The 15,791-nt window shown below is 64.2% G+C and carries 18 protein-coding genes, 1 tRNA gene and 1 pseudogene; 10 read left to right on the forward strand and 10 right to left on the reverse strand.

The window, feature by feature from the left end; translation table 11 throughout:
- Positions 1-291: 291 nt before the first annotated feature.
- Positions 292-576, reverse strand: a complete 285-nt coding sequence (locus KM176_RS10160) for a hypothetical protein (protein ID WP_160896936.1) — start codon at positions 574-576, stop codon at positions 292-294.
- Positions 577-585: 9 nt separating this feature from the next.
- Positions 586-1,005 carry a helix-turn-helix domain-containing protein gene (locus tag KM176_RS10165; RefSeq protein ID WP_160896937.1) on the reverse strand — a complete coding sequence of 140 codons (420 nt, stop codon included), beginning with the start codon at positions 1,003-1,005 and terminating at the stop codon, positions 586-588.
- 72 nt (positions 1,006-1,077) lie between these two features.
- On the opposite strand from KM176_RS10165, the gene KM176_RS10170 reads away from it, so the two are divergent.
- The 3 genes and pseudogenes from KM176_RS10170 to KM176_RS10180 form a co-directional block, all read left to right on the forward strand.
- The gene (locus KM176_RS10170) at positions 1,078-1,302 is read left to right on the forward strand and encodes a helix-turn-helix domain-containing protein (protein WP_202398085.1); all 225 of its coding nucleotides are present in this window, start codon (positions 1,078-1,080) and stop codon (positions 1,300-1,302) included.
- Positions 1,303-1,307: 5 nt separating this feature from the next.
- The gene (locus tag KM176_RS10175; protein ID WP_160896938.1) at positions 1,308-1,511 is read left to right on the forward strand and encodes a hypothetical protein; all 204 of its coding nucleotides are present in this window, start codon (positions 1,308-1,310) and stop codon (positions 1,509-1,511) included.
- Positions 1,512-1,627: 116 nt separating this feature from the next.
- Positions 1,628-2,470, forward strand: a pseudogene (locus KM176_RS10180) (tyrosine-type recombinase/integrase); the annotation flags it as partial.
- Positions 2,471-2,625: 155 nt separating this feature from the next.
- On the opposite strand, the gene KM176_RS10185 reads toward KM176_RS10180, so the two are convergent.
- Together KM176_RS10185 and KM176_RS10190 are read right to left on the reverse strand one after the other, a co-directional pair.
- Positions 2,626-2,709 (reverse strand) — tRNA-Leu (locus KM176_RS10185).
- Between the two features lie 79 nt (positions 2,710-2,788).
- Positions 2,789-4,357 carry an NAD(P)H-hydrate dehydratase gene (locus KM176_RS10190; protein WP_160896939.1) on the reverse strand — a complete coding sequence of 523 codons (1,569 nt, stop codon included), beginning with the start codon at positions 4,355-4,357 and terminating at the stop codon, positions 2,789-2,791.
- A gap of 156 nt (positions 4,358-4,513) precedes the next feature.
- On the opposite strand from KM176_RS10190, the gene KM176_RS10195 reads away from it, so the two are divergent.
- Positions 4,514-4,852, forward strand: coding sequence for a P-II family nitrogen regulator (locus KM176_RS10195; RefSeq protein WP_160896940.1), 339 nt, complete (start codon positions 4,514-4,516; stop codon positions 4,850-4,852).
- Between the two features lie 59 nt (positions 4,853-4,911).
- On the forward strand, positions 4,912-6,318 hold the full coding sequence (gene glnA, locus KM176_RS10200; protein ID WP_160896941.1) for a type I glutamate--ammonia ligase: 1,407 nt from the start codon (positions 4,912-4,914) through the stop codon (positions 6,316-6,318).
- A gap of 54 nt (positions 6,319-6,372) precedes the next feature.
- On the opposite strand, the gene KM176_RS10205 is transcribed toward glnA, so the two are convergent.
- From KM176_RS10205 to KM176_RS10215, 3 genes are all read right to left on the reverse strand, one after another.
- Complete coding sequence (locus KM176_RS10205; RefSeq protein ID WP_160896942.1) at positions 6,373-7,125, reverse strand: heme-dependent oxidative N-demethylase family protein; 753 nt, start codon at positions 7,123-7,125, stop codon at positions 6,373-6,375.
- Positions 7,126-7,271: 146 nt separating this feature from the next.
- On the reverse strand, positions 7,272-7,874 hold the full coding sequence (locus tag KM176_RS10210) for a biotin transporter BioY (RefSeq protein WP_160896943.1): 603 nt from the start codon (positions 7,872-7,874) through the stop codon (positions 7,272-7,274).
- Positions 7,875-7,944: 70 nt separating this feature from the next.
- Positions 7,945-8,364, reverse strand: coding sequence for a DUF6314 family protein (locus KM176_RS10215; RefSeq protein ID WP_160896944.1), 420 nt, complete (start codon positions 8,362-8,364; stop codon positions 7,945-7,947).
- A gap of 130 nt (positions 8,365-8,494) precedes the next feature.
- Between KM176_RS10215 and purB the strand changes: the two genes are divergently transcribed.
- The 5 genes from purB to KM176_RS10240 all read left to right on the forward strand — a co-directional run bounded on the left by purB (position 8,495) and on the right by KM176_RS10240 (position 14,493).
- Positions 8,495-9,802, forward strand: coding sequence for an adenylosuccinate lyase (gene purB, locus KM176_RS10220; protein ID WP_160896945.1), 1,308 nt, complete (start codon positions 8,495-8,497; stop codon positions 9,800-9,802).
- Between the two features lie 209 nt (positions 9,803-10,011).
- Positions 10,012-11,076, forward strand: coding sequence for a flagellar motor switch protein FliG (locus KM176_RS10225; protein ID WP_160896946.1), 1,065 nt, complete (start codon positions 10,012-10,014; stop codon positions 11,074-11,076).
- A gap of 74 nt (positions 11,077-11,150) precedes the next feature.
- Positions 11,151-12,023 carry a type IV pili methyl-accepting chemotaxis transducer N-terminal domain-containing protein gene (locus KM176_RS10230; RefSeq protein WP_160896947.1) on the forward strand — a complete coding sequence of 291 codons (873 nt, stop codon included), beginning with the start codon at positions 11,151-11,153 and terminating at the stop codon, positions 12,021-12,023.
- 192 nt (positions 12,024-12,215) lie between these two features.
- Entirely contained in the window at positions 12,216-13,547 is a 1,332-nt protein-coding gene (gene tig, locus KM176_RS10235) for a trigger factor (protein ID WP_160896948.1), read from the forward strand.
- A gap of 157 nt (positions 13,548-13,704) precedes the next feature.
- Positions 13,705-14,493: a glycosyltransferase gene (locus KM176_RS10240; protein ID WP_160896949.1), complete on the forward strand. Its 789-nt coding sequence runs from the start codon at positions 13,705-13,707 to the stop codon at positions 14,491-14,493.
- 52 nt (positions 14,494-14,545) lie between these two features.
- Here KM176_RS10240 and rplI read toward each other — a convergent pair whose 3' ends face one another.
- From rplI to rpsF, 3 genes are read right to left on the reverse strand one after another with little or no spacing between them, the layout of a single operon-like run.
- Positions 14,546-15,142 carry a 50S ribosomal protein L9 gene (gene rplI, locus KM176_RS10245; protein ID WP_160896950.1) on the reverse strand — a complete coding sequence of 199 codons (597 nt, stop codon included), beginning with the start codon at positions 15,140-15,142 and terminating at the stop codon, positions 14,546-14,548.
- Between the two features lie 11 nt (positions 15,143-15,153).
- Positions 15,154-15,381, reverse strand: a complete 228-nt coding sequence (gene rpsR / locus KM176_RS10250) for a 30S ribosomal protein S18 (RefSeq protein WP_005982441.1) — start codon at positions 15,379-15,381, stop codon at positions 15,154-15,156.
- Between the two features lie 29 nt (positions 15,382-15,410).
- Positions 15,411-15,764 (reverse strand): 30S ribosomal protein S6, encoded by a 354-nt coding sequence (gene rpsF / locus KM176_RS10255; RefSeq protein ID WP_160896951.1) that lies wholly within the window; start codon positions 15,762-15,764, stop codon positions 15,411-15,413.
- Positions 15,765-15,791: the final 27 nt, after the last annotated feature.

A 15,791-nucleotide genomic window follows, 5' to 3' on the forward strand; every position in this document is an offset into this window, starting at 1 on the left:
GAGCGCGCAGCTGCGCAGCGAAACATCAAGTCCGGCAAAGTATTCCATATCTCACTCCCTTCCATTGGATCATCCGATCCTAACAGGAGCTCGACCTCTCCACAGAGGCAGCCCAATTACGCATGCTCTGGGCCGGTTGGTACGCTGAGCGCGTCTCTGCGCGTGCAAGATCGGCGGGCGCGCTCTGGTCGTTTTCGGGCTCGAAGCGGTCGCCTGGCCGCTTCGCTATAGGACGCGGGATCAGCTTCCAGCACCCTGCCTCCAATGGAATCTCCAGTCAGATGCCAAAAACTAGAGCCTTTTGCCCTTGTTCTTCAGCGCCACTTGATTGCGATGGAAGTGCCGCCGCAGGTACAAGACAACCGCGCCCAAAGCGAGAACGACGCAAGTCAGCACCAAGGCAACAATACCGGAAATGACGCGCCAAGAGGCATCAGAACCAAAAATATGGGCCAGCAAGAATACTACGTATGCGACAGCATCAATGCAGGCGACTATCAGCATTGCCCGAAGGATCTTGGTTCCAATGACTCGCTCGTTGTAGTCCAAGCGCTCTGAGAGTTCATCAGCGTTCATCGTGACCTCCTACAGCGTTGTCTCAAGGTATTCCCACATCTCATCATCAGAAAAATCAGGGCGCCTCAGGAGCTGCCTGAAGAGATAAGTCGTCACGACGTCAGCCTTTTCATCCGAAAGCGCGACACCTTGCTTTTTCTCGAAGGCGCGGACGCTCCGCATGACCCTTAACATCGCCTCCTCGGCTGCCTGGGACGATACGCTGCCCACCTCGCCGTATACGAGCCAGTGAAGGTCGACATCAAACTCCTGGTGGACCGTACTCACGACAGAGAGCGGCACCTCCCTGAGACCCAGTTCATAGTTCTTGTAGCCGCGGGGTGACAGACCGAGGCGTTTCGCGAAATCGACCTGCGAAAGCTCGGCGGCTTTTCGCACAGCATTCAATCGCTCTGGCAGCAGAGGGATTACCCCTTGCGGTGTACCCATTTGTGACCTAACATCCCAATATCGTGCCCCAAAAGGGCACCATTTCCACATCATAGCGAGATGAGGCAGGAGATGGAAAGCACTTACGACACACTGGACATCCTCACACCGCGAGAGCTGGCGGCGCATAGTGGATGGCCGGAGAAACGGATCAGACAGCTGCTGAGAGATGGAAAGCTGCGCCACCTTCGCATCGGATCGAACTTTTATCTGCCGCGGAACGCGATTGAAGAGTTCATTTCCGACAACATGGTGGCACCGAGCGTGAGACCTTGCCACTCGACAGGACAGGAATGAAGCTCATGGCCAACTTGCAGATTCTGGCGGTTCCCGCAGGCCGGGCGGCCAAGATGCTTTCCCTGCCGACCAAAGAATTCGAACGCCTTGTTGACAACGGGATTCTGCCGCAACCAATTCCGTTGGGGCGCAATCTTCTCTGGTCCGTCAGAGAGCTCGAGGCCGTGTTGCGCGCGGATGAGGCCGAACCCCAAGAGTTCAGAGTATGAGAAAACCTGACCTTCCATACCTTGAGTACAAAACCGTAAAGGGCAGGTTCTACATATATTTTCGAAAGGGCGCGCACCGAGTCCGATTGCCACACGACCCTGACACACCTGAGTTCATGGACGCATATTGGCAAGCCCGCCGAGGGAAGGGTAAGCGAAAGAAAGAGCCGGATCGGACATGGGAAGCCTTGATCGTCGAGTACTACGGAAGCCCTGAATTCGGACAGACGAGGGACGGCACCCGAAAGAACTACAAGCGGCATTGCGAAGATATCCGCGAGAAGAACGGCGATCTGGATATTCGCAGTTTCAAGCGTTCGGATGCGATTAAAGTCCGCAATGCCCTTCAAGACACCTGGTCCAAGGCCAACGAGCGTATCGCAGTGCTGTCAATACTCCTCAAGTTTGCGGTGGACCTCGATTGGATCACAACAAATCCAGTAGTCAACATCCCCAAGCTGAAGGGGGGCGAATATCGCCATTGGCCGGACAGCAAGCTCACCGAGTTTGAAGTCTTCTGCGATCAGAATGATCGTCAGCTTGCACGCACCGCATATGAGCTGGCGATAGGAACGGGTCAGAGGCTAGGGGACTGCATCAAGATGCGTTGGAAAGACCTCGACGATGATTACGAATTCATGTCGGTTGTACAGGAGAAGACCGGCAACAAGATCGAGGTTTACTGTCCCGAACGGCTACGAATTTACCTCAAGTCTCTGACGAAGAGTGGGCAGTACATCATAGCGAAGTCGCCATCACAGCCTATCGGCATACGCCAGGTTCAAAAGGCCATTGAAGATGTACGGAAGGCGCTTGGAGTGTTCGAGGGCGAGGATCGCCTCGTACCTCATGGGTGGCGCTACACTGCGGTCAAGGAGCTAGCAGACGCGGGCGTCGACATTTCCGACATCAAAGCTGTCACCGGGCACCAGACAACTGAAATGGCGCAAAAATATGCCTCCGGCGCAGATCAGAAGAAGGCGTCCAAACGGGCCCAGCAGAAGCGGGAACGAAGCAAAAACAAATCGGGAAAGTGCGAAACAATCTGCGAAACCACTCCTGAATCGCAGCATCTCGAAAAGGAGACCTCGGAAAATGATCAACGATTTCAATATGGTGCGGGTGAAGGGACTCGAACCCCCACGCCAAAGGCGCCAGAACCTAAATCTGGTGCGTCTACCAATTCCGCCACACCCGCAACCGTCATGCCCCGGTGCGTCGACCGGGGCATGTGCCGCGCTTAGTAGCAAAGCGCCCGGTCCGGGTGAAGTGCAAAATCATGCGCCGGGCGTCGCGGCAGACAGCCCCGCCAGGACCCGGGGGAGGGTCTCGGGCAGGTCTTCGGCGATCAGGCCGGGGCCGAAGGCCCGGGCCGCCTCCACATGCAGCCAGGCAGCAGCGCAGGCGGCTTCGTAACAGGCCAGACCGCGGGCCAGCAGGCCGCAGATCAGCCCGGCAAGCACATCCCCGGAGCCGGCAGTCGCCAGCCAGGGCGCGCGGCGCTCCCGCAGGGCCGCATGCACGGCGCGGCGTCCGTCCGGCGCGGCGATCACCGTATCGGCGCCCTTCAGCAGAACGCAGCAGCCGCTGCGGGTGGCGGCCTCGGCCACGGCATCGAGGCGCGACCAGGCCGGGCCGGTGGTGGCCGGGGCCCGCAGTCGCGCGGCAAGGTCCGGGAACAGCCGGGCGAATTCGCCGCCATGGGGCGTCAGGACGGTTTCGGTGCCGCGTGTCAGGGCAAAAAAGTCTTCGGGCGCGTCGGACCAGCAGCCCAGGGCATCGGCATCCAGCACCTGGGCGCGGCCATGCGCCAGGGCATGCCGCAGCAGCAGCCGCGTCCGCGCATCCGGACCCATCCCGGGGCCGAGGCAGAGGGCGCCGTAGCGCGGATCGGCCAGCAGCCGGTCCAGCTCCTCGGGGGAGTCGAGCCTGCGCAGCATCAGCGCGGTGATCTGCGCGGCGATCTCGGGGTGGGCGGCCGAGGGGGCGGCCAGAGTCACCAGCCCGGCGCCGACCCGCAGCGCTGCCCGGGCCGAGAGCCGGGCGGCGCCGCTGCGCCCCGGGCCACCGCTGAGGATCAGCGCGTGACCGTGGCTGTACTTGTGACCCGCCGCTGCCTTGTCGCCCAGCCCGGCGGGGGCGGTCACCAGCCCCACGACGGGGCCGGCCCCGGGCGGCACGGGCGCGGCCTGCGGCAGGCCGATCGGGGCGACGACAAGCCGCCCGGTCGCGGTGCCGCCGTCCGACAGCATGTGCCCGGTGCGGGGGCGGTGGAAGGTGACGGTCAGATCCACCGGCCCCAGTGGCGGCAAGGACCCCAGCCAGCGCCCGCTGTCGGCACAGATCCCCGACAGGATGTCGACGGAAACGCTGTGGTGCGCAATGTCCAGCGCGTGCGACAGCAGCGCCCGAAGCGCGGTCGAAAGCGGCCGCTTCAGCCCGGTGCCGAAGAGCGCATCCACCACCAGATCGGGTCGGGGCAGGGCGCGTTCAACTGCCTCAGGATCAGGCGGCAGGATGTCGCCCAGCTCTCCCCAGAGTTGGCAATTCCCTGCCGCATCGCCTGCAAGCTGCGCCCGCTCCCCGGCCAGCACGACCCGGACCTGCCAGCCGCGGGTGGCCAGCAGGCGGGCAATGACGAATCCATCCCCGCCGTTGTTGCCGGGGCCGCACAGAATCAATGCGCTGCGGTCGGGCTTTGCTGAACTGTCTGGAAAGGTTGAGTAAATGCTCTCTACTACCTGCTTTCCGGCAGTCTCCATCAGGGCGGTTCCCCGGGCCTCTCCCCGGGCCATCGCGGCCCGTTCCAGTGCCTGCATCTGGGTTCCGGTCAGCAGCTCGGGCATGATTTTTTCAACTTGCACAAAATTTAATCGTCCGGCCCTGAAATTCGCGTCATATCGGTTCAGCCTCTGGCCTCTCCCCCCGGTTTCACATTAGTCAATTGAGGGCGCTTCGGGAAAGTGTTCTGACCGGATCGACGTTACTGCGAGGAGTTTCCGATGAAGAAAATTGAAGCGGTCATCAAGCCGTTCAAGCTTGATGAGGTCAAGGAGGCGCTTCAGGACGTGGGCGTGCAGGGCCTTTCGGTCATCGAGGTCAAGGGTTTCGGTCGCCAGAAGGGCCACACGGAACTCTATCGCGGTGCCGAATATGTCGTCGATTTCCTCCCCAAGGTGAAGATCGAGGCAGTTCTGGACGACGACCAGGTCGATAGCGCCATCGAGGCGATCATCGGCGCAGCCCGCACCGAGAAGATCGGCGACGGCAAGATTTTCGTGTCCCCCGTTGAACAGGCCATCCGGATCCGGACCGGCGAAACGGGCCCCGACGCGCTGTAACAGTCGTGCCCAGGGGTGGGCGCGATGTGAAAAAGACTCAAAACCGAAGGGAAAAGGGAATGAGCAAGGAAAGCGTTCTCAAGCTGATCGAAGAAGAGGACGTCGCATACGTCGACATCCGCTTCACCGACCCGCGCGGCAAACTGCAGCACGTGACGGTCGTCTCCGATCTGGTCGATGAGGACTTCCTCGACGAGGGCTTCATGTTCGACGGCTCGTCGATCGCGGGCTGGAAGTCGATCGAAGCATCCGACATGAAGCTGATGCCCGACACCGAGTCGGCCTACCTCGACCCGTTCTACGCCGAGAAGACGCTGTGCATTCACTGCAACGTCGTCGAGCCCGACACCAACGAGCCCTACGAGCGCGACCCGCGCGGCACCGCGCTGAAAGCCGAAGCCTACCTGAAGGCCACCGGCATCGGCGACGCGGCCTACATGGGCCCGGAAGCTGAATTCTTCCTGTTCGACAACGTCAAGTACTCGGTCGCCATGAACAAGGTGGCGTATGAGGTCGATGCCCTGGACGCGTCCTGGAACACCGACACCGACTACGAGATGGGCAACACCGGCCACCGTCCCGGCATCAAGGGCGGCTACTTCCCGGTCAACCCCGTCGACGACGGCCAGGACATCCGCGCCGAAATGCTCACCACCATGAAGAAGATGGGCATGAAGGTCGACAAGCACCACCACGAGGTTGCTTCCTGCCAGCACGAGCTTGGCCTGATCTTCTCGACCCTGACCAAGCAGGCGGACGAGATCCTCAAGTACAAGTACGTCATCCATAACGTGGCGCAGGCCTACGGCAAGTCGGCAACCTTCATGCCGAAGCCGATCAAGGGCGACAACGGCACCGGCATGCACGTGAATATGTCGATCTGGAAAGACGGCAAGCCGGTCTTCGCAGGCGACAAGTATGCTGATCTCTCCGACGAAGCCCTGTACTTCATCGGCGGCATCCTGAAGCACGCGAAAGCGCTGAACGCCTTCACCAACCCGGGCACCAACTCCTACAAGCGTCTGATCCCGGGCTTCGAAGCCCCCGTTCTGCGCGCGTACTCGGCCCGCAACCGTTCCGGCTGCGTCCGTATTCCGTGGACCGAATCGCCGAAGGCAAAGCGCGTCGAAGCCCGTTTCCCCGACCCCTCGGCGAACCCCTACCTGTGCTTCTCGGCTCTGCTGATGGCCGGCATCGACGGCATCAAGAACAAGATCCACCCCGGCGAAGCCATGGACAAGAACCTCTACGATCTTCCCCCGGAAGAGCTGGCAGAGATTCCGACCGTCTGCGGTTCGCTGCGTGAAGCTCTGGAAGAGCTGCAGAAGGACATGGACTTCCTCACCGCAGGTGACGTGTTCACCAAGGACCAGATCGATGGCTACATCGCTCTGAAGATGGAAGAGCTGGAGCTCTACGAGCACACCCCGCACCCCGTCGAATACGCACTGTACTACTCCTGCTGATCCCTTCGGGACCGGAAGGATCGGGGCGCCCCTTGGGGCGCCCCTTTTCGTTTCTCAGGCCGGGGCGCTGTCCGGCGCCGGCTTTCGCATCATGTAGGTGTGGATGCCGAAGACCACGGCACGGCTGTCGGGCAGGCGCCACAGGCTCTGGCGTTCGCTGCGGATGTAGCCGCCGTGGCCGGGAAGGCGCTCGGTCCGCGGGCGCGTCTCGGAGGCGGGGGTGAAGAGCCCGGGGTCGGCATATTCGAACCAGTTCGCACGCCACAGCGGCCGGCCCGGCTGCACGCCGTCGAAGAGCCGCTGCACCCGTTTCGCCAGCGCCGCGTCGTACTCCGGCACCGGTACGTGGATCGAGACCAGCGGTCGGAGGAACTTTTCGGCCAGGCTCCACTGGGCGGGAAAGCACAGGGCGCCACCGGTCAGCACATGTTCGCCCAGCTCCTCGCTGTATTGCAGGATCAGCAGGTCCTGCTGGACCAGCCGCGCGAGCGTGCGCACCGGCGCGGCGGCGTCGACAGGGACGCGCAGGCCGTCGGGCCGGGTCACCTCGCCGGGGGCGACCCGGTAGTCGGGCCGCGCCGCCAGCTGCGTCAGCACGGTCGCCAGAAGCTCTTCGGCGGCGGGGCGGGCGGCGGGATCGAGGCGCAGCACCTCGTCCGGGCGGGTGGCGACCAGCTGGTCGCGCAGGGCCATCTGGGCCCCGAAGGTCTCGTCCACGCGGATCCAGTCGGCGGGATCGAGGGGGGCCATGCCGGGCATGCGCTGCGGCGGGCCGTGGGGAATGGAATCGTGCAGGATCGGTGTCATGGCCGCAGCCTAGTCCCGCCGCGCCGGAGCGGGGAAAGGGAAGTTCGGGGCCCCCGTGAAAAGCCTGGGCCAACGCAAGGGAAAGGCACGAAAAAAGGGCGCCCCAGGGCGCCCCTTCGGGCCCGCTTGCGGGCCTGCGGCAGGGGTCAGCCGCGGACGCGACCGACCAGTTTCCAGGCCAGCGGCAGCACCATGGCCGCCAGCGCCAGCTTCAGCAGGTCACCGAAGATGAAGGGCGTCAGCCCCCAGGCCAGGATCGGCTTGTCCCAGCCGTAGAGCACCCCCAGCCACAGCAGCCCCGGGATGTAGAGCACGACGTTGCCAAGCGCCATGGCCCCGGCCATCTTCGGCACCGACCGGTCCCAGCCGCGCGCTGCCAGCAGGCCCAGCACCCCGGTCGCAAGCACGTAGCCCAGCAGGTAGCCGCCGGTGCCGCCCATCATGTAGTCCAGCCCGTTCACCTCGGCCGAGGAACTTTGGAAGACATCGAAGCCCAGCATCCCCACCAGCATGTAGCCGAGGATCGTGGCCAGCCCCAGGCGCGCCCCGTAGGCCGCCCCCAGCGACAGCACCGCGAAAGTGCCCATCGACACCGCCACCGGAGAGCCGGGCACCGGCAGCTTGATCTTGGCGGCGACCGCCAGAAGCGCGATGCCGCACAGCACGAGCGCCAGCTGCTTGATCCGGCGGGCGGTGCCCTCTGACGGGCCGAAGGCCTCGCTCAGGACGCGCGCATTGGTCTGGGACATGGGTTCTCCTCCTCCTTGACCCTGGGACAATTTGCCCCTTCATGCACGTTAGGGGAGAGCGGATCAAGCCTCATGCCGCGTCGCGGAAATAGTCCGAGATCAGACAGTAGTCCTTCATCGGCCCGCGGACCTGCCAGCGCGCCTGCCAGGCGGGCCAGGCATCGAAGGCATAGCTGACGGCATAATGGTCGCGCAGGCACTGGTGATCCGCCGCGCTCTGGACGCCACGCGGATCGAAGGCGTGGAAGAAGCGCCCGTCGTCGAAGAACACCTGGATGCGCGGGCCCTCCGGGGCCCAGAGGTAGCGGCGGGTGGCGCGCACGGGCAGGGCGGGGCCCAGCTGCATGAAACCGTCCTCCTGCCACAGCCAGTGGCCCTCGGGGGTGCGTTCCAGCCGGGCGGTGCCGCGGAAACGGCCGCTCTGGCCGCCGCGGCGGTCCTCGATGCGGCGGTCGATCCGCCAGTCGCCCTCGAAATCGGTGATCTGCACGGCTCTGCCTCCGCTGGTTCCGGCGCCGCCCTTGCCCAGCCCCCCGTCAGGAAGTAAAGACCGCGCGAGTTCGCGTAAAGCCCCGGGGCCTTACGCATACCGAAAGCTGCGCCGCGCAAGGAGCCCGCCGATGATCCCTCGCTATGCCCGCCCCGAGATGACCGCCATCTGGGAACCCGCCACCAAGTTCAAGATCTGGTACGAGATCGAGGCCTATGCCTGCGATGCCCAGGCCGAGCTGGGGGTGATCCCGAAGGAGAACGCCGAGGCGGTCTGGAAGGCGAAGGACGTGGAGTTCGACGTCGCCCGCATCGACGAGATCGAGGCCGTCACCAAGCATGACGTCATCGCCTTCCTGACCCACCTGGCCGAGCATGTGGGCAGCGAGGAAGCGCGTTTCGTGCACCAGGGCATGACCTCTTCGGACGTGCTGGACACCTGCCTGAACGTGCAGCTGGTGCGCGCCGCCGACATCCTGCTGGCGGATATGGACAAGGTGCTTGCCGCCCTGAAGAAACGCGCCTTCGAGCACAAGATGACCGTGCGCGTCGGCCGCTCTCACGGGATCCATGCAGAACCCACCACCATGGGCCTGACCTTCGCCCGCTTCTACGCCGAGATGGACCGCAACAAGGCCCGTCTGCAGGCCGCGCGCGCGGAGATCGCCACCGGTGCGATCTCGGGTGCCGTCGGCACCTTCGCCAATATCGATCCGGCGGTCGAGGAACATGTCTGCGAGAAGCTGGGCCTGATCCCCGAGCCGATCAGCACCCAGGTGATCCCGCGCGACCGGCACGCGATGTTCTTCGCCACCCTTGGCGTCATCGCCTCCTCGATCGAGAACGTCGCGATCGAGATCCGCCACATGCAGCGCACCGAAGTGCTGGAAGGCGCGGAGTTCTTCTCGATGGGCCAGAAGGGCTCGTCGGCGATGCCGCACAAGAAGAACCCCGTTCTGACCGAGAACCTGACCGGCCTTGCACGCCTGGTGCGCATGACGGTGATCCCGGCGATGGAGAACGTCGCCCTCTGGCACGAGCGCGACATCTCGCACTCTTCCGTCGAGCGCGGCATCGCGCCGGATGCGACGATCACGCTGGACTTCGCGCTGAACCGCCTGGCGGGTGTCGTCGACAAGATGATCATCTACCCTGAGAACATGCTGGCGAACATGAACAAGTTCCCGGGTCTGGTGATGTCGCAGCGGGTGCTGCTGGCGCTGACCCAGGCCGGCGTGTCGCGCGAGGATGCCTATTCCATGGTCCAGCGCAACGCCCTGAAGGTCTGGGAAGAGCGCCTCGACTTCCGAGAGCTGCTGCTGGCGGATGCAGAGGTGGTGAAGGCGCTTGGCGTCGAGGGCATCAACGCCAAGTTCGACATGGGCTACCACACCAAGCACGTCGACACGATCTTCAAACGCGTCTTCGGCGAGTCCTGATCTTCATCTTTCCGCCAAATACGGCCGCCGGAGGCCCGGTGCTTCGCCAGAAGCGCCGGTTGCGACGGTCGGGGCCGGCCCTGCGGGCCGGGCCTCCGGCGGGGATATTTCCGGCCAGATGAAAGAGCCGCGTCCCGCATCGGGGCGCGGTTCAGTCTTTCTTCATCGGGGGATGGTTTTCTGCCTCTCGGATTTTCGACGAGGGGAAGATGGGACAACTCGCACCTCTGGCACAGCTTGCGCCGCCGCCTTTGCCCGTGCGCGGGCAGTTGACGCGCAAGCACAAGGCCGCGGTGATCGTGCGATTGCTGCTGAACCACGGGCTTGACGTGCCGCTGAAGGAACTGCCCGACGAGATGCAGGCCGAGCTGACGATGCTGCTGGGCCACATGCGCCATATCGACCGCGGGACCCTGTCCAACGTGGTGGAGGAATTCATCGAGGAGCTGGAGGCGCTTGGCCTGACCTTCCCCAAGGGGATCGCCGGGGCGCTGGCCGCCCTGGACGGCAAGATCAGCCCGCATACGGCGGCGCGGCTTCGCAAGGAGGCGGGCGTGCGCCAGACGGGTGATCCCTGGGAAAGGGTGAAGGCGCTGGATCTGAAGAAGTTGCTGCCGATTGCCGAGAACGAGAGTGTCGAGATCGCGGCGGTCATGCTCTCGAAGCTCGATACCTCGAAGGCGGCGAAGCTGCTGGCGATGCTGCCGGGGGCGCGGGCGCGGCGGATCACCTATGCGGTGTCGCTGACCAGCGCGATCACGCCCGAGGCGCTGGACCGGATCGGCCTGTCGCTGGCGGCCCAGCTTGACGCGCAGCCGATCTCGGTTTTCGACAAGGACCCGGTGGAGCGGGTGGGGGCGATTCTGAACTATTCCACCGCTGCCACCCGGGACGATGTCCTGGAAGGTCTGGACGAGACGGATTCGGACTTTGCCGAGAAGGTTCGCAAGGCGATCTTCACCTATGTGAACATTCCCCAGCGGATCGCGCCCCGCGACATTCCCAAGATCGTCCGCCAGCTGGATCCTGCGGTGCTGGTCACGGCGCTGGCGGCCTCGGTCGACCCCGAGCAGCAGAAGACCGCGGAATACATTCTGGGCAACATGTCCGCCCGCCTGGCCGACAGCCTCAAGGAGGAGGTGACCGACAAGGGCAAGGTGAAGCTCAAGGATGGGGAGGAGGCGATGAACACCGTCATCAACGAGATCCGCGCCCTGGAGGCCGCCGGAGAGCTGCTGCTGCTGGCCGGAGACGAGGAGGAAGAGGAGGGCTGAGGGCCCGGTTTAACGGATTCTAGAGGACGGGCGGCTTTCCTGTGGGCCGGCGGAAGCGGAGAAAGGGCGATTCCATGACAGTCTTGCGGGCGGCGCTGCTGACGCTGATGGTGCTGGTGGTGCCCCTGGCCAGGCCGGTGCCGCTTCGGGCCGCTGTCCAGACCGACGAGATCGCCAAGCACAAGATCAACATCGCCGGGCGGGAGCGGATGCTGGTGCAGCGCATGGCGATGCTGACCTGTCTGGCGGGCACCGGGGTGCAGAGCCAGAGCGCGCTGGCCCGGGCTGCCGCCGCAAGCGCCCAGTTCGACACCGTGCTGACGGCGCTGCGCCATGGCGATCCGGCCCAGAACCTGCCGCCGGAAACCAACCCGCAGATCCAGGAGCAGCTGCTGGAGGTGCAGAGCCTCTGGGACGGTTATCGTGCGGCGGTCGAACGCTATATCGCCGAGGGGCACGACAACGACCTGCGCGCCATCCACGGTCGGGCAGATCCGCTGATGGAGGCGATGAACACCGCCGTGCAGCAGATGGATCATGCCTACAGCGGTGGGCTGGTTGCCGCCGAGATCGCCAACACGATCAACGTCGCGGGCGGCCAGCGAATGCTGCTGATGAAGCTGGTCAAGGAAATCTGCATGGCCGGGCGGGGCTATGACGTGAACGGCGACCGGGCGCGGCTGGCGCGCACCATGGACACATTCGCGACCCGCCTCGACGCGCTGCAGCAGGGCAATGCCAAGACCGGGGTCATCGCGCCGCCCTCCTTCGAGATCGAGATGCAGCTGGAGCTGGTCCGGATCATCTGGGACTGGATGGGGATCCCGCTTGGCGCGGCGCTTGGCGGGCTGCTGTCGGATCAGGAAAAGCTTTCGGAACTGCTATACCATGTCGAGGTCGCCCTGCAGGAGATGAACGCCGCCGTGGTGATGTACGAAGCCTATTGAGGCGGGCCGGGGACTGCGTGGCCGGAGCGCGGTCCGGGCGGCGCGGCACTGCGCCTTTTCGCGGGAAATCGCCTTGTCAGGCGGGGCGCGCCGCGCGTTTCACCTTGCAACAGCGCAGGCCTGCTCATAGAAGGACGCTTGATTTCGAAGGCCGCAACTGAGGCGGCCCCCGGTATGGAAGGACAAGCGACAATGCAGGTCACCGAGACCCTGAAAGAGGGCCTGAAACGCGGCTACACGATCACCGTCACCGCTGCCGAACTGGACGGCAAGGTGAGCGAGAAGCTGGCAGAGGCTCAGCCCGAGATCGAACTGAAGGGCTTCCGCAAGGGCAAGGTGCCGATGGCGCTCCTGAAGAAGCAGTTCGGCCAGCGCATGCTGGGCGAGGCGATGCAGGAAAGCATCGACGGCGCCATGAACGAGCATTTCGAAGCCACCGGCGAGCGCCCCGCGCTGCAGCCGAAGGTCGACATGGTCGACGGCGAGGACTGGAAAGAGGGCGACGATGTCGTCGTCAACCTGTCCTACGAAGCGCTGCCCGAGATCCCCGAGGTCGACTTCTCGGCCATCTCGCTGGAAAAGCTGGTTGCCAAGGCCGATGACGCCGCCGTCGACGAAGCCCTGAAGAACCTGGCCGAAACCGCCCAGGACTTCGAGGACAAGGATGGCGAAGCCGAGGAAGGCGACCAGGTCGTCTTCGATTTCGTCGGCAAGGTCGACGGTGAAGCCTTCGAAGGCGGTTCCGCCGAAGATTACCCGCTGGTGCTGGGCTCCAACGCCTTCATCCCGGGCTTCGAGGATGGCCTGAAAGGCGTCAAGGCTGGCGACAGCAAGGACGTCGAAGTGACCTTCCCCGAGGAATACGGCGCAGAGCATCTGGCCGGCAAGGCTGCCGTCTTCGAATGCACCGTCAAGGCCGTGAAGGCGCCGAAGGCTGCCGAGATCGACGACGAGCTGGCGAAGAAGTTCGGTGCCGAAGACCTGGCCGCCCTGAAGGGCCAGATCTCCGAGCGTCTGGAAGCGGAATATGCCGGTGCCGCCCGCGCCGTCATGAAGCGCGCCCTGCTGGACAAGCTGGACGAGACCGTGACCTTCGAACTGCCGCCGAGCCTGGTGGAAGCCGAAGCCAACCAGATCGCGCATCAGCTGTGGCACGAAGAGAACCCCGAGGTTCACGACCACAACCACGGCGCCGTGGAAACCACCGAAGAGCACACCAAGCTGGCCGTGCGTCGCGTGAAGCTGGGCCTGCTGCTGGCCGAGCTGGGCCAGAAGGCAGAGGTCGAAGTGACCGACGCCGAGATGACCCAGGCCATCCTGAACCAGGCACGCCAGTACCCGGGCCAGGAGCGTCAGTTCTTCGAGTTCGTGCAGCAGAACGCCCAGATGCAGCAGCAACTGCGCGCGCCGATCTTCGAGGACAAGGTTGTCGATTTCGTCTTCGACAAGGCGGCGGTCTCCGAAAAGGAAACCACCAAGGACGAGCTGCAGAAGGCCGTCGAAGCGCTGGAAGACGAAGCGTAATCTCGCTCTGCCCGACGGGCGGATCACGAGACAGGAAAGGGCACCCCGCCGGGGTGCCCTTTTGCATTCCGGAGTGCCTTGCCTTGCGGGGGAATCTGCCTCAGGTTGCGCGTGGGGCCGCGACCCGGCAGGCGGCCCGGACCCGGGAAGGGGGGCGATGCAGATCCTGTTCCAGACCCGCTATTCCTTCTGGGGGCAATCCGGCTGGCGGTCCGCCGCCAGCAGGGATCCGGCGCTGCTGTTCGATCCCGCGCGGCTGGCGAAGAGGTTGCGGCTGTTCGGCGCGATCACCCTGCCGTCACTGCGCGACCAGCTGGATGCGGAGTTTCACCTGCTGGTCCTGACCTCCGCCCATATGCCCGGCCCCGCGCTGGCGGCGCTGCAGCGGCTCTGCGGCGACATGCTGGGCGCGCGGGCCCATGTGCTGGCCGAGCCGCGGGGATCGGCGTCTCCGCCGTTTCTGGCCTGCCTGCGCCGGCTCTGTCCGCCCGGCAGCTGGGCGGTGCAATGCGTGCTGGACGATGATGATGCCGTGGCCTGCGATTTCACGGTACGGTTGCGGCAGGAGGCCACGGCGGCGCGCAGTTGCCTGGCCCCGGGCCAGGAGGCGGTGTTCCTGTCCTTCCCGCGCGGCTACAGCCTGCTGTGGGACGACAGGGCGCCGCCCCGGCTGTTTCGCCGTCACGTGCCCTTCACCAATCTCGGCCTGTCGCTGCTGGCCCCGGCCACGACCGCCCTCACGCCGTTTTCCGTGGCGCACAAGAAGGTTGGCCGCCGCTTTCCCAGTCGGGTGATCGACGACCTCTCGCCTTATTACCTGCGCACGCTCCATGCCCATAACGACAGCCGGGGGCTTTACGATGCCGGCAACGAAGTGCCGGCTGAGCGGCTGCCACAGCTCGAGGCGCGGTTCCCGCTGCTGAGGGGGCTTGCCGGTCAGGCATGAAAAAACCGCGCCCGAAGGCGCGGTTTCGAAGGCGTTGCAAAGGGAGAGAGAATTACTTCTCTTCTGCCTCGCCTGCGTCTTCGTCGTCGGATGCGGCAGAGCCGATATCCTCGAAGAGTTCCGCGATCTCGAACTCGGCAGCGGCTTCCTCTTCGGCAGCCAGCTCCTGGATCGACTTGCCCTGTGCCTGGACTTCGGCTTCCTCGACGGAGCGCGCGACGTTCAGGATCACGGTGACCTCGACCTCGGGGTGCAGGGTCACCTTGGCTTCGTGCAGGCCCAGTTCCTTGATCGGATCGGGGATGATCACCTGCTTGCGCTCGACGGTGAAGCCGTTTTCGGTGGCCACGATGGACACGTCACGCGGGCTGACGGAACCGTAGAGGTTGCCGCCGTCGGAGGCTGCGCGAATCACCACGAACTTCTGGCCGTCCAGCTTTTCGCCCAGGGCCTCGGCTTCCTTGCGGGTCTCGAGGTTGTTGGCTTCCAGCTGCGCCTTCTGGGTTTCGAATTGCGCGATGTTTTCCTTGGAGGCGGTCAGGGCCTTGCCCTGTGCCAGCAGGTAGTTGCGGGCGTAGCCGGGCTTGACGGAGACGACGTCGCCCATCTGGCCGAGCTTGGCCACGCGTTCGAGAAGGATCACTTGCATTGGTCAGCTCCTCACTTCACGGCGTAGGGGAGCAGGGCGAGGAAGCGGGCGCGCTTGATGGCGCGGGCCAGTTCACGCTGCTTCTTTGCCGAGACGGCGGTGATGCGGGACGGAACGATCTTGCCGCGCTCGGAGATGTAGCGCTGCAGCAGACGGGTGTCCTTGTAGTCGATCTTCGGCGCGTTGTCGCCCGAGAAGGGGCAAACTTTACGACGACGGAAAAACGGTTTTGCGGCCATGATTTATGTCCTTTCCTGAAACCGGGAGATCAGCGACGCGAACGGCGCTCTTCGCGCTCGTCCTTTTTCTGCATCTGGACCGAGGGGCCTTCCTCGTGCGTGTCGACCTTGATGGTCAGGACGCGCATCACGTCGTCGTGCAGACGCATCAGGCGTTCCATTTCCTGGACGGCGGAGGCGGGAGCGTCCGACTTCAGGAAGGCGTAGTGGCCCTTGCGGTTCTTGTTGATCTTGTAGGCCATCGTCTTGACGCCCCAGTACTCGGATTCAACCAGCTTGCCGCCGTTGTCCGAGAGGACGGTGCCAAAATGTTCGATGAGACCTTCGGCTTGCGCGTTGGAAAGGTCCTGGCGCGAGATGAAGACATGCTCGTAGAGAGGCATGTGCACTCCTGTTTGTATCGAGGCGCA

The organism is Pseudooceanicola endophyticus (genome assembly GCF_018760365.1).
GTDB lineage: Bacteria > Pseudomonadota > Alphaproteobacteria > Rhodobacterales > Rhodobacteraceae > Pseudooceanicola > Pseudooceanicola endophyticus.

Excerpts from the sequence above, each read along its gene's own strand:
- KM176_RS10190 (WP_160896939.1), bottom strand. The coding sequence starts at position 4,357 with ATGCCCGAGCTGCTGACCGGAACCCAGATGCAGGCACTGGAACGGGCC.
- purB (WP_160896945.1), top strand. The coding sequence starts at position 8,495 with ATGATCCCTCGCTATGCCCGCCCCGAGATGACCGCCATCTGGGAACCC.
- KM176_RS10160 (WP_160896936.1), bottom strand. The coding sequence starts at position 576 with ATGAACGCTGATGAACTCTCAGAGCGCTTGGACTACAACGAGCGAGTC.
- KM176_RS10175 (WP_160896938.1), top strand. The coding sequence starts at position 1,308 with ATGGCCAACTTGCAGATTCTGGCGGTTCCCGCAGGCCGGGCGGCCAAG.
- KM176_RS10205 (WP_160896942.1), bottom strand. The coding sequence starts at position 7,125 with ATGACACCGATCCTGCACGATTCCATTCCCCACGGCCCGCCGCAGCGC.
- KM176_RS10225 (WP_160896946.1), top strand. The coding sequence starts at position 10,012 with ATGGGACAACTCGCACCTCTGGCACAGCTTGCGCCGCCGCCTTTGCCC.
- KM176_RS10170 (WP_202398085.1), top strand. The coding sequence starts at position 1,078 with ATGGAAAGCACTTACGACACACTGGACATCCTCACACCGCGAGAGCTG.
- glnA (WP_160896941.1), top strand. The coding sequence starts at position 4,912 with ATGAGCAAGGAAAGCGTTCTCAAGCTGATCGAAGAAGAGGACGTCGCA.
- rplI (WP_160896950.1), bottom strand. The coding sequence starts at position 15,142 with ATGCAAGTGATCCTTCTCGAACGCGTGGCCAAGCTCGGCCAGATGGGC.
- KM176_RS10240 (WP_160896949.1), top strand. The coding sequence starts at position 13,705 with ATGCAGATCCTGTTCCAGACCCGCTATTCCTTCTGGGGGCAATCCGGC.
- KM176_RS10165 (WP_160896937.1), bottom strand. The coding sequence starts at position 1,005 with ATGGGTACACCGCAAGGGGTAATCCCTCTGCTGCCAGAGCGATTGAAT.
- KM176_RS10195 (WP_160896940.1), top strand. The coding sequence starts at position 4,514 with ATGAAGAAAATTGAAGCGGTCATCAAGCCGTTCAAGCTTGATGAGGTC.
- tig (WP_160896948.1), top strand. The coding sequence starts at position 12,216 with ATGCAGGTCACCGAGACCCTGAAAGAGGGCCTGAAACGCGGCTACACG.
- rpsR (WP_005982441.1), bottom strand. The coding sequence starts at position 15,381 with ATGGCCGCAAAACCGTTTTTCCGTCGTCGTAAAGTTTGCCCCTTCTCG.
- KM176_RS10230 (WP_160896947.1), top strand. The coding sequence starts at position 11,151 with ATGACAGTCTTGCGGGCGGCGCTGCTGACGCTGATGGTGCTGGTGGTG.
- rpsF (WP_160896951.1), bottom strand. The coding sequence starts at position 15,764 with ATGCCTCTCTACGAGCATGTCTTCATCTCGCGCCAGGACCTTTCCAAC.
- KM176_RS10210 (WP_160896943.1), bottom strand. The coding sequence starts at position 7,874 with ATGTCCCAGACCAATGCGCGCGTCCTGAGCGAGGCCTTCGGCCCGTCA.